The organism is Streptococcus sp. oral taxon 058 str. F0407 (assembly GCF_000235485.1).
Classification (GTDB): Bacteria; Bacillota; Bacilli; order Lactobacillales; family Streptococcaceae; genus Streptococcus.
Genome location: NZ_JH378887.1, coordinates 80,932 through 93,683 on the forward strand (window position 1 = coordinate 80,932; position 12,752 = coordinate 93,683).

Here is a 12,752-nt window from a genome sequence, read left to right on the forward strand (position 1 = left end):
AGAAAAAATGAAAATTAATTTTATCCTTCCATTTAAGAGAATGACAGGTGGAATAAGAGTTATCTATACCTATGCAAATTACCTTATTGATCAAGGACATGATGTGGTTTGTTATGTTCCTATGATTAGTTATAGAGGTAGAAACCAGACAATTTTTTATCGGATAAAAGCTTCTTTGGGGAATACTCTAAAAAACGATAATTGGTTTGATAAGAAGTTTGATTTAAAACGGATACCAGTGGTATCAGAAAAATATATACGTGATGCAGATGTAGTAATTGCGACAGCTTGGCAAACAGCCTATGATGTCGCAAATTTCTCATCAAGAAAAGGTCACAAATTTTATTTTATTCAAGATTATGAAATCTTCAATGGAGGAAAGGAAGAGGTGGAGGCATCGTATCGCTTGCCACTTACATTAATTACTGTTACGAGGAGTTTAAAAAAAGCTATTCAAAAGTTTACAGATAAAACTATTTATGTTGTATATAATGGTCTTTCTGACAACGAGTATCTTCATACAGAAAAAATTAGTCATAAGGACCTCACTTTGATGATGATGTATCATGAAAGTGAGCATAAGAAAAGTCAAGAGGGGTTACAAATCATCGCAAAATTAAAGAAGCGATATCCTGATATGAAGATTAATATATTTGGACGCCGTATTCCAGAAAAGTTACCTGATACCTATAATGTGTTGATTAATCCTGAAAGAGAAAAAATTTTAAAGATGTATCAGGAATCGGATGTCTATCTTTTTACAAGTGAAATTGAAGCATGGGGACTACCTATTGTAGAAGCCATGGCAAATAAATGTGCAGTTGTTGGTAGAAGTCGAGGAGCTTTGTTGGAACTCTCAAATGGTCAGAATACTATAGTTGTAGAAGAGTTATCAGAAATATATAATAAGGTAGTACATTTACAAGAGGATCGATTATTGTTGGCACAAGTTCAAAATGAAGGGTATAAAACTGTTATACCACTAAATTGGAGTAACTCTTGTTTAGAATTTGAGAAGATTATATCAGGGGTATATATTGAAAACGGTAAATAGTATAACAAATTATATTTTATTATTAGTATGGATAGTTATAATGCTCTCTCTATATACAGGAAATGGTGTTACTCCTGTTATTGTTATTTTATCTTTTTTGTCGGCATTGTATTCTTTATATCGAAAAAGCAAATTAAGTATAAATTTAAATTTTTTGTTTATATATATTTTTTTAGCCTACTATTTGTTATTAACAGTTATATTCACACAAGATTTATTGGTGATGACTTCTAAATTTATATTATTTCCAATATTTGTTTATTATATAATACCTAAAAATATAAATGGCGTTATAAGAATACTATCTATTTTTAAATCTTTCATTGGTTTTACTGCTATTTTTGGATTATATGAATATATGCAACATTTTAATCTTATGGTGAATTTTGTAAAAATAGATGCAGTTAAATGGATACAAACGATGAATTTGAATAGTTTGTATTATCCCAGTTCAATATTTCTCCACTACACCTATTTTGCATATGTTTTGTTGCTAGCTTTTATTTTGGTAATTGTTATCCCATATAAGAACCGAGTGTTAAATTTAGTTTATAAAACACTTATTGCAATTTCAATTTTTTTGACCCAATCTCGTATAGTTTGGATAGCTTTTGGGGTAATTTTAATTCTTTCGTTTATACTAAATAGACATGGGATATTGACCTATAGAAAGTTGAGTGTTATAGTACTTATTTTAATTATAGTAGTCTCTCTCTGCCTATATTTTGATGTGTTTGCGTTTATTTCTAATTATATAGGTTTAAGATTTTCTTCACTTTATCGTTATGGAATGGCTGACGGTTCTCTAGGTCAACGTATTGGAACTCTTAGAAATTGGGGAAATTATTTAGACTCTGATATTATAAAGGCTATTATTGGGTCAGGATTTGGTGGTGTCAATAATTACTTGAGTACTTATTCATTTTTTAATGGCTATACTACAGCTGATTCAACAGTGACAAGTTTCCTTATTGATACTGGGGTTATTGGCTTATTTATCTTTTTATTATCTATGTTTCAGATATTAGTAATAGTGGTAAAAGGAAAAGGAATTTTTAGAGAATTAGCGTTATATACTATTGTAGCTTCTTCTATAGTTAGTTTAACAATTGATTTTTGGGCAAATTATGTTATTCTTCATATATTTTACGTGGTTATTATCTGTGCATTTATAGGAATGAGATTGACTAAGCAAGAAAAATAAAATTGGATGGGGAAATTCAAGGTCGTATGATAATGTGCAGAAGGCATATGGAATAGTTGTTTTTTAGATTTTTAATTTATTTTTTAATAAATAATTTTCTGTTTTTATCTAAAATTAAAGAAGGACAATATGACAAAAAGTATCTTATATTTTTTATCTACATCTGATATATCATCGGGAGCTACCCGGTCATTGTTACGATTAGTTTCGATAGTTGAGGATTCAGACTTTAGGGTTATTATCATTTTACCAGAACATGGAAATGTGGAAGATGAGCTTGTAAACAAAGGAATTAAATACTATGTTGTAAAACAATATATTTGGAATTATTGGATAAAATATCTCAGTCATACTAAAAATATTTTTTACTATTTGAAATTGCCGTTAAAGTATTTATTAAACAGAATATCGCTTCACAAAATCAACAGAATTATAAAAAAAGAAAAAGTTGATATTATTCATATGAATACGTTGACTTCTTTTTTAGGAGCTCAGGCAGCAATCGAACAGAGAAAAATATTAATATGGCATATAAGGGAGTTTATGGAAGAGGACTTAGGAATTGAATTTTGTAATAGAAAAAAAGCAATTGATTTAATAAATAAATCAACATGTGTAATTTCTATATCTGATTCAATTTCTAAAAAGTTTTCCAACGAAGTTTTGGTTTATAAAAAAGTCATTCATAATGGTTTATCAATTGATGACTATTTTATAGATAAAGTCGCATTTCAGAACCAAAAGATTAACATTTTATCTTCAGGTAGAATTACGCCTGGAAAAGGGCAGGTTGATTTAGTTAGAGCGATAGCTAATCTTCCTGAGAGATATAAACAGATGTTTAAAGTTGATATTATAGGAATAGTTGAAAGCGAAGAATATTTTAAAGAAATAAAAGAAGTTATTTCAAATTATAAACTTGACGGTATTGAGTTTCATGGTTTTCAATCTGATCCAACTGATTTTTTCAGAAAATGTGATATCGTATGTGTGTGTTCCAAAAAAGAAGCTTTCGGTCGTATTACAGTTGAGGGAATGTTGTCTGGAGCGTTAGTTATTGGGACAAATTCAGGTGGTACAAAAGAGATAATTTCTACAGGAGAAACAGGATATCTGTATGAACCAGGAGATTATATGCAGCTTAGTGAAATTTTAAAAACTATAATAAACAATAGGAGTTCCATCTTGGAAATTGCTTTGAGAGGACAAGAGAAGGCTACATTACGTTTTTCAGATAAAAATAATGCCATGCAGATCATGCAACTATATAAGGAACTAGAAAATTGAGTAGAAGATATAATTACTTACTAAAAAATATTGGATTACTAACTTTAAGCAACTTTGGATCTAAAATTTTAGTCTTTTTAATGGTTCCGTTATATACAAGCGTACTATCTACATCTGATTATGGAACATATGACTTATTTAATACGACAATCTCATTGCTAATTCCAATTATTTCAATTAATATTTCTGAAGGGGTTCTTCGATTTGCATTAGATGAAAAAAATGACAGTAGTATAGTATATTCAATTGGCTGGAATATTATAATAAAAGGTTTCTTAGTTGTAGTATTAGGAATTATTTTCAATAATATCTTTAATATATTCCCATTACTTAAAGAAAATTCCATAACTTTTTTATTACTTTATTTATCAACTGTTGTTTATCAATTTCTTTCTTCATTTATTAGAGGTATAGATAAAGTTTCTATATTATCAATTGCTGCTATTCTCAATACAATTTCTATATTGGGGTTTAACATTCTATTTCTTATAATTATACCTCTAGGTTTGGCTGGATATTTTTGGTCTAATATATTGGGTTTGGTGCTACCTAGTTTATACTTGATATATAAGATATCTCAATATAACATTAAGTACACTAACCTTCAGAATAAAAAGTTACAGCAAAGACTTGTTAGTTACAGTATTCCCTTAATCTTAAATTCATTAGGTTGGTGGATTAATAATGCAATAGATAGATACGTAGTTATTGCATTTTGTGGTGTAGCGGTGAATGGCATTTATTCAGTTGGTTATAAAATTCCATCAATTTTAAATATTTTTGCAAATATATTTAACCAAGCGTGGATATTATCATCTGTAAAGTCTTATCGTGATGAAGATAGCGAATATTTCTTTTCTCAAGTTTATAATAAGTATAACATGATTATGGTATTAATTTCCGGGCTACTAATTTCTTGTAGTAAAATACTTGCTAAGTTTCTATATATGAATGAATTTTATGATGCTTGGAAGTTTGTTCCGTTTTTACTAATTGCAAATGTTTTTGGTGCTATTTCAGGATTTGCTGGTGGAATTTTTTCCGCGGTTAAAGATTCAAAAATATATAGTCAGTCAACCTTAGTAGGAGCGATAGTGAATATTATTTTCACATTTGTTTTTGTATATTATTATGGAGCTATAGGTGCTGCTATTGCCACTATGATATCTTACTTTGTTGTTTGGATAATACGTGTTCATACAATGAGAAAATATATAAAGTTAAAAATTTTTATTAGAAGAGATGTATTTTCCTATGTATTGCTTATTTTTCAGTCAATAGTCTTATGGTTGGAAAATAGTTATATTCTTTATCCTATACAAGTTGTGCTATTCCTACTATTAGTTGTGTTATTTTATAAAGAAATAAAGAGCATTATTGGTGAATTAAAAAAGTTTCTAACATAAGAACCATAAGTACGAGTATTGAAAGGAGAAAAAGTATGAAAATAGCAGTAGCAGGTACAGGATATGTTGGTTTATCCATTGCGGTTTTATTGGCTCAGCATCATCAAGTAATGGCGGTGGACATCATTCCTGAGAAGGTCGACTTAATCAATCAAAAACAGTCCCCTATCCAAGATGACTATATAGAGAAATATCTTGCAGAAAAAGAGTTAAACTTAGTGGCTACATTGAATGCAGAAGAAGCTTATCAGGATGCAAATTTTGTTGTTATTGCAGCTCCAACTAATTATGATCCGAAAAAGAATTTCTTTGATACATCTGCCGTAGAGTCTGTTATTGAAACAGTGCTGAAATATAATCCTGAGGCAATCATGGTGATTAAAAGTACGGTTCCTGTGGGCTATACAGAGTCAGTACGAGAAAAGTTTCAGACTGAAAATATCTTGTTTAGCCCTGAGTTTTTGCGGGAGTCAAAAGCCCTTTATGATAATCTGTATCCGAGTCGAATTATTTTAGGAACAGATAAAAATAATGAGCGCTTGGTAAGTGCTGCCGAAACTTTCGCAGGGCTTCTTCAAGAAGGAGCTTTAAAAGAAGATATTGATACATTGTATATGGGCTTTACAGAAGCTGAAGCAGTAAAGCTTTTTGCGAATACTTATCTTGCTCTGCGTGTTTCTTATTTTAATGAGCTAGATACTTATTCTGAGATGAAGGGGCTAGACACTCAAGCTATTATTGATGGAGTTTGTTTAGATCCACGGATTGGTTCCCACTATAACAATCCTTCCTTTGGCTATGGTGGCTATTGTCTTCCTAAAGATACCAAGCAACTTCTTGCCAACTATGAAGATATACCAGAAGAACTTATAGGAGCCATAGTACGGAGCAATTCGACACGTAAAGACTTTATTGCTGATCAGGTTCTTAAGATGGTAGATTATTATGATTATTCAGCCCATAATATTTTCGATGAGAGAGTAGAAAAAGATATTATTATTGGCATCTATAGATTGACCATGAAGAGTAATAGCGATAATTTTCGTCAAAGCTCTATTCAAGGTATTATGAAACGTATAAAAGCTAAGGGAGTAAGAGTAGTTATTTATGAACCCACTTTAGAAAGCGGGAGTACATTTTTTGGAAGTTCCGTTATCAATGATTTAGAGGAATTCAAACGACTGAGTAATGCCATTGTTGCTAATCGCTATGATAACTCATTAGAAGATGTCAAGGAAAAAGTCTATACACGTGATATTTTTGAAAGAGATTAATTTAGTATAATAAAAATGAAAAAAATAATTATTAGAAGCGGTCCATACTGAGAAGCAATGGGAACGCTCAGCGACAGAACTTCCTCCATTTATCATTAAACGCCTTCCAGTTCGTTTAACCTTTGATAATAATTATTTTAACGACCGTTATCAAGTGATTCCTATTGGTGGATACAATGTGATTATTGAAAATATACTTAAAGACGTAGAACTTGGGCTAGGAGTGGATTGCTTTGATTATCGTGAAGAGCTGGAAGCATCTGCTAACAAAGTTGCTTTTACAGGAATGATTGACCAGTATTTTGATTATAAGCATGGTGTGCTAGAGTATCGCAGTTTACGTTTTAAGCACGAAGTGCTTGATGAGGAAAATCACCAAGGAAATGCTGTAGTGAGCTATACAGATCGTGAGATTCCTTATACTCGTATCATTGAGCATAAAAAATTTGAGTATGTTCTGCAGCCTAAGACGGTCATCACGCGTGAATATCCAGCTGACTGGAAACGTGGAGATGAACCATATTATCCAATTTGAGAAAAATAATGCTATCTTTTCTAAATACCACGAAGAAGCTTCACAGAATGATAAGGTTATCTTCTGTGGACGTTTAGCAGATTATAAATATTAGTGGTGATTGAACGGATACTTAGTGTAGTAGAGGAAGAATTTAGTAATTAAAAAACAACGAAGAAAGGTTATTCCGTTATGAAAGGTATTATTCTTGCAGGCGGCTCAGGTACCCGACTGTACCCCCTTACACGAGCTGCATCTAAACAACTTATGCCGGTTTATGATAAACCTATGATTTATTATCCTTTGTCAACATTAATGTTGGCTGGAATTAAAGATATTTTGATTATCTCAACACCTCAAGATTTACCCCGTTTTAAGGACTTACTCTTGGATGGTTCTGAATTTGGAATCAAGCTTTCTTATGCCGAACAGCCTAGTCCAGATGGACTAGCGCAAGCCTTTATCATCGGTGAAAAATTTATCGGTGACGATAGTGTTGCTTTGATTTTAGGAGATAATATCTACCATGGACCTGGTCTCAGCAAGATGCTTCAAAAGGCAGCCCAGAAAGAGAAAGGTGCGACTGTTTTTGGCTATCAAGTGAAGGATCCGGAGCGTTTTGGAGTCGTAGAATTTGATAAGGATATGAACGCTATTTCTATTGAAGAAAAACCGGAGAATCCTCGCTCCAACTATGCAGTGACAGGTCTTTATTTCTATGATAATGATGTTGTAGAAATTGCTAAAGGTATTAAACCAAGTGCACGTGGCGAGTTAGAAATTACAGATATCAACAAGGCTTACCTAGATCGTGGTGATCTTTCTGTTGAGCTGATGGGCCGAGGCTTTGCTTGGTTGGATACGGGAACCCATGAAAGCCTGCTAGAAGCTTCTCAGTATATCGAAACGGTTCAACGGATGCAAAATCTTCAGGTAGCTAATCTTGAAGAAATTGCCTATCGAATGGGTTATATTAGCCGTGAAAATGTGCTGGAGTTAGCGCAACCTCTTAAGAAGAATGAATACGGGCAGTACTTGCTCCGTTTGATTGGAGAAATCTAGATGACAGATAATTTTTTCGGAAAAATACTTGCGGTGCGTAAAATTGATGCCATTCCAGGTATGTTAGAGTTTGATATTCCAGTTCATGGTGACAATCGTGGTTGGTTTAAGGAAAATTTCCAGAAGGAAAAGATGGTGCCACTTGGCTTTCCAGAGTCTTTCTTTGCAGAAGGAAAATTACAAAACAATGTATCCTTCTCTCGAAAAAATGTTCTTCGAGGTCTCCATGCTGAGCCTTGGGACAAGTATATCTCGGTTGCAGATGATGGCAAGGTCCTAGGGTCTTGGGTGGACTTGCGTGAAGGTGAGTCTTTTGGAAATATTTATCAGACAGTGATCGATGCGAGCAAGGGAATCTTTGTTCCTCGTGGCGTAGCCAACGGATTTCAAGTCCTATCTGATACAGTTTCTTATAGCTATCTGGTGAATGACTACTGGGCATTGGAACTCAAGCCTAAATATGCCTTTGTCAACTATGCGGACCCAGGCTTGGGAATTGAGTGGGAAAACCTAGCGGAAGCTGAGGTTTCAGAGGCAGACAAGAATCATCCATTGCTTAAGGACGTGAAGCCTTTGAAAAAAGAAGATTTGGAATAAGGAAATAATATGACTGAATACAAAAATATCATCGTGACAGGTGGGGCTGGTTTTATCGGTTCCAACTTTGTCCACTATGTTTACAAAAACTTTCCAGATGTCCATGTGACAGTGCTGGACAAGCTGACTTACGCAGGTAATCGTGCCAATATTGAAGAAATTTTGGGGGACCGTGTTGAGTTAGTTGTTGGAGATATTGCTGATGCAGCCTTGGTAGATAAGCTGGCTTCCGAAGCTGATGCTATCGTTCACTATGCGGCAGAAAGCCACAATGACAACTCGCTCAACGACCCGAGTCCATTTATCCATACCAACTTCATTGGGACCTACACACTTTTGGAAGCGGCTCGTAAATACGACATTCGTTTCCACCATGTGTCGACTGATGAAGTCTATGGCGATCTGCCTCTGCGTGAAGATTTGCCAGGTCATGGGGAAGGCCCAGGTGAGAAATTTACCGCTGAAACCAAGTACAATCCAAGTTCGCCTTACTCATCAACCAAGGCAGCTTCAGACTTGATTGTTAAAGCTTGGGTGCGCTCATTTGGTGTTAAAGCGACTATTTCTAACTGTTCAAACAACTATGGTCCTTACCAACACATTGAGAAGTTCATTCCGCGCCAAATCACCAATATCCTGAGCGGTATCAAGCCAAAACTCTACGGTGAAGGTAAAAACGTCCGTGACTGGATCCATACCAATGACCACTCATCAGGGGTTTGGACGATTCTGACCAAGGGACAAATCGGCGAAACTTATTTGATCGGTGCTGACGGTGAGAAGAACAATAAGGAAGTGTTGGAACTCATCCTCAAGGAAATGGGACAGCCAGCTGATGCTTATGACCACGTAACAGATCGAGCTGGTCACGACCTCCGTTATGCAATCGATGCTAGCAAACTTCGTGATGAACTAGGTTGGAAGCCAGAGTTCACCAACTTTGAAGCAGGTCTAAAAGAGACCATCAAGTGGTACACAGACAACCAAGACTGGTGGCAATCTGAGAAAGAGGTGGTAGAGGCTAACTATGCTAAGACGCAACAAGTGATTAAATAATCAGATACTAAAAAGCAAGAGACCCCAAGGTCTCTCGCTTTTTATGTATGTAGTAATCTTTTATTTTCTTACTTCTTGTTTATAAAACTCTTTAAGGGCATCTTGCCAGGTTGGGATGACGAAACCTGTCGCCTTCGCTTTGGACAAACTCATGGTTGAGTTGAGGGGACGTTTAGCCTTAGCAGGGAACTTGCTAGAGTCTACTGGTACCACTTCAACATCACTGTCCTTAAGAATCTCGACAGCAAAGTCATACCAAGTGGTGTCTTCAGATGCGTCATTTGACAAATGGTAGTAACCATACTCTTTTTGATTTTCAGTCAAGTAGGTCATGAATTCGGCCAAGGTACGTGTCCAAGTTGGGCGACCGTGTTGGTCGTTGACAACGGTGAGCGTTTTATGGGTTTTGGCAAGATTTTGCATGGTAAAGACAAAGTTCTTTCCATAATTTCCAAAGACCCAAGCAGTCCGGATGATGTAATGCTGTGACGTAAGGTTTTCAACAAGTTCTTCACCCATTCGCTTGGTTCGTCCGTACTCTGTTTGCGGGTCAGGTAGGTCATCGACTTCCCACTCTTGTCCGACTGGTTTCTTTCCATCAAAGACATAGTCTGTCGAGATATAGACGAGAGTAGCTCCGTATTTCTCAGAGGCCTTGGCTACATTTTCAGTTCCAGTTACGTTGATGGCAAAATCCAGTTCTTTCCCCTCATCTTCAGCTGCATCCACAGCAGTGTAGGCTGCACAATGATAGACTAGAGTTGGCTTAACCTCAGCAAAAACCTTTTCAACCATTTCAGCATTAGTGATATCCATTTCGGCCACATCCACTGCAACATAGTCCACATTTCGTTCATCTAGTAAATAACGTAGTTCGGTACCGAGTTGACCGTTTGCACCTGTAATTAAGATCATATCTTTCTCCTTGATTGTTCTTATACTTAATTATATCAAAAATATAGAAAAATCGGTTTTTAGTGCCCCCTTTTTCGGTATAAACTTTGTTAGTGAAGCCCAAGAGAGACGAATAATTATTACTTTAGAATATCCTTAAAATTATTTTTCAGAATATACCAAATTAACACAAAAATTCTGAAAATTCTGTTGACATCTTTTTGAAAAGAGTCTATAATGGAGAGAAAGTTTTAAAGGAGAAAATGATGAAAAGTTCAAAACTATTTGCCCTTGCGGGCGTGACATTATTGGCGGCGACTACTTTAGCTGCATGCTCTGGATCAGGTTCAAGCGCCAAAGGTGAGAAGACATTCTCATACATTTATGAGACGGATCCTGATAACCTGAACTATTTGACAACTAATAAAGCAGCTACAGCAAATATTACCAGCAACGTGGTTGATGGTCTGCTAGAAAATGACCGCTACGGGAACTTTGTGCCGTCTATGGCTGAGGATTGGTCAGTATCCAAGGATGGATTGACTTACACTTATACTATCCGTAAGGATGCAAAATGGTATACTTCTGAAGGTGAAGAATACGCGGCAGTCAAAGCCCAAGACTTTGTAACAGGACTTAAATATGCTGCTGATAAAAAATCTGATGGTCTTTATTTAGTTCAAGAATCAATCAAAGGATTGGACGCCTATGTTAAAGGAGAAATTACAGACTTCTCTCAAGTAGGAATCAAGGCCCTTGATGATTATACAGTTCAGTACACATTGAACAAGCCAGAAAGCTTCTGGAATTCTAAGACAACGATGGGAGTTTTGGCTCCAGTAAATGAAGAGTTCTTGAACTCCAAAGGGGATGACTTCGCCAAAGGGACAGATCCTAGTAGTATTCTCTATAATGGACCATTCTTGCTCAAATCAATCGTAGCCAAATCTTCTGTTGAGTTTGAAAAGAATCCAAACTATTGGGATAAAGATAATGTCCACATTGGCAAGGTGAAATTGTCATACTGGGATGGCCAAGATACCAACAAACCAACTGAAGCCTTCAAAGATGGCAGCTTTACAATGGCACGTCTCTTCCCAACAAGCGCGAGCTACCCAGAGACTGAAAAAGCCTTTAAAGACAATATTGTTTACACACAACAAGACTCAACAACTTTCTTAGTTGGTATCAATATCGACCGTCAGTCTTATCAACATACTTCTAAGACAGCTGATGAACAAAAAACATCTACCAAGAAAGCTCTTCTAAATAAAGATTTCCGTCAAGCACTTGCCTTTGGTTTTGATAGAACTGCCTATGCCTCTCAAGTAAACGGTGCAAGTGGTGCGACTAAACTGCTTCGCAACTTGTTTGTCCCACCTACATTTGTTCAAGCAGATGGTAAAAACTTTGGTGAGTTGGTCAAAGAAAAATTGGTGACATACGGTGACGAGTGGAGCAACGTGAACTTGGATGATGCTCAAGATGGACTTTACAATCCAGAAAAAGCCAAAGCAGAATTCGCCAAGGCTAAGACAGCTCTTCAAGCAGAAGGTGTGAAATTCCCAATCCACTTGGATATGCCTGTAGACCAAACAAACACAACGAAAGTTCAACGTGTGCAATCTTTGAAACAGTCACTTGAAGCAACTTTGGGAACAGATAATGTAGTTGTGGATATCCAACAACTTCAAAAAGACGATGTCTTGAACATCACCTACTTTGCCGAGACTGCTGCTGGTGAAGATTGGGATATCTCAGATAACGTTGGTTGGTCTCCAGACTTTGCGGATCCATCTACCTACCTTGATATTATCAAACCATCTGTAGGAGAAAATACAAAGACTTACCTAGGATTTGACTCTGGAACCAACAACGCTGCTGCCAAGCAAGTTGGTTTGGAAGACTACGAAAAAATGGTTGTGGAAGCTGGGGAAGAAACTACTGACGTTTCAAAACGTTATGAAAAATATGCTGCTGCCCAAGCTTGGTTGACAGATAGTGCCTTGATCATCCCAACAACTTCTCAAACTGGTCGTCCAATGTTGTCTAAGATGGTACCATTTACTCTTCCGTTTGCTTACTCAGGTAACAAAGGTATGAGCGAAGCCCTTTTGTACAAATATCTAGAAGTACAAGATAAGCCAGTAACAACAGAAGAATACCAAAAAGCCCAAGAAAAATGGATGAAAGAAAAAGAAGAGTCGAATAAAAAGGCTCAAGAAGATCTTGCAAAACATGTGAAATAACTGTTGCAAAATATAAGGAAGGATTTAGTATTCCTCTTGGATGCTGAGTCCTTTTTTACATTTGTAAAGAAAGATTCTAAATTTGGAGCCTCTTTTTGTCAGAATAGAGAAAATTTTCCTTAATTTTACTTGTTTCCTATTGCTTTCTCAGATAT

At 35.6% G+C, this 12,752-nt stretch carries 10 protein-coding genes and 1 pseudogene; 10 read left to right on the plus strand and 1 reads right to left on the minus strand.

Annotated elements, in window-relative coordinates; genetic code table 11:
* Positions 1–7: 7 nt before the first annotated feature.
* The 9 genes and pseudogenes from HMPREF9184_RS02025 (at position 8) to rfbB (ending at position 9,454) form a co-directional block, all read left to right on the plus strand.
* A complete protein-coding gene (locus tag HMPREF9184_RS02025; RefSeq protein WP_000700122.1) occupies positions 8–1,054 on the plus strand; it encodes a glycosyltransferase family 4 protein in 1,047 nt (348 codons plus the stop codon).
* Positions 1,038–2,258 carry an O-antigen ligase family protein gene (locus HMPREF9184_RS02030; RefSeq protein WP_000859799.1) on the plus strand — a complete coding sequence of 407 codons (1,221 nt, stop codon included), beginning with the start codon at positions 1,038–1,040 and terminating at the stop codon, positions 2,256–2,258. Before HMPREF9184_RS02025 ends, HMPREF9184_RS02030 begins: the two co-directional genes overlap by 17 nt.
* Positions 2,259–2,387: 129 nt before the next feature.
* Positions 2,388–3,545 (plus strand): glycosyltransferase, encoded by a 1,158-nt coding sequence (locus HMPREF9184_RS02035; protein WP_000167409.1) that lies wholly within the window; start codon positions 2,388–2,390, stop codon positions 3,543–3,545.
* The gene (locus HMPREF9184_RS02040) at positions 3,542–4,951 is read left to right on the plus strand and encodes a lipopolysaccharide biosynthesis protein (RefSeq protein WP_000091277.1); all 1,410 of its coding nucleotides are present in this window, start codon (positions 3,542–3,544) and stop codon (positions 4,949–4,951) included. The genes HMPREF9184_RS02035 and HMPREF9184_RS02040 overlap by 4 nt, the downstream gene beginning before the upstream one ends.
* A gap of 35 nt (positions 4,952–4,986) precedes the next feature.
* Positions 4,987–6,225 (plus strand): nucleotide sugar dehydrogenase, encoded by a 1,239-nt coding sequence (locus tag HMPREF9184_RS02045; RefSeq protein WP_000685093.1) that lies wholly within the window; start codon positions 4,987–4,989, stop codon positions 6,223–6,225.
* 94 nt (positions 6,226–6,319) lie between these two features.
* Positions 6,320–6,854: pseudogene (locus HMPREF9184_RS09885) on the plus strand (UDP-galactopyranose mutase).
* Positions 6,855–6,931: 77 nt separating this feature from the next.
* Positions 6,932–7,801: a glucose-1-phosphate thymidylyltransferase RfbA gene (rfbA, locus tag HMPREF9184_RS02055; RefSeq protein ID WP_000676119.1), complete on the plus strand. Its 870-nt coding sequence runs from the start codon at positions 6,932–6,934 to the stop codon at positions 7,799–7,801.
* A complete protein-coding gene (locus HMPREF9184_RS02060; protein WP_000131447.1) occupies positions 7,802–8,398 on the plus strand; it encodes a dTDP-4-dehydrorhamnose 3,5-epimerase family protein in 597 nt (198 codons plus the stop codon).
* A gap of 9 nt (positions 8,399–8,407) precedes the next feature.
* The gene (gene rfbB, locus HMPREF9184_RS02065; protein ID WP_000141513.1) at positions 8,408–9,454 is read left to right on the plus strand and encodes a dTDP-glucose 4,6-dehydratase; all 1,047 of its coding nucleotides are present in this window, start codon (positions 8,408–8,410) and stop codon (positions 9,452–9,454) included.
* Between the two features lie 60 nt (positions 9,455–9,514).
* On the opposite strand, the gene rfbD is transcribed toward rfbB, so the two are convergent.
* Positions 9,515–10,369 carry a dTDP-4-dehydrorhamnose reductase gene (gene rfbD, locus HMPREF9184_RS02070; protein WP_000600916.1) on the minus strand — a complete coding sequence of 285 codons (855 nt, stop codon included), beginning with the start codon at positions 10,367–10,369 and terminating at the stop codon, positions 9,515–9,517.
* A 245-nt stretch (positions 10,370–10,614) separates the two neighbouring features.
* Here rfbD and HMPREF9184_RS02075 point away from each other — a divergent pair, with 245 nt between their 5' ends.
* Positions 10,615–12,597 (plus strand): peptide ABC transporter substrate-binding protein, encoded by a 1,983-nt coding sequence (locus HMPREF9184_RS02075; protein WP_000842566.1) that lies wholly within the window; start codon positions 10,615–10,617, stop codon positions 12,595–12,597.
* The last annotated feature ends 155 nt before the right edge of the window (positions 12,598–12,752 follow it).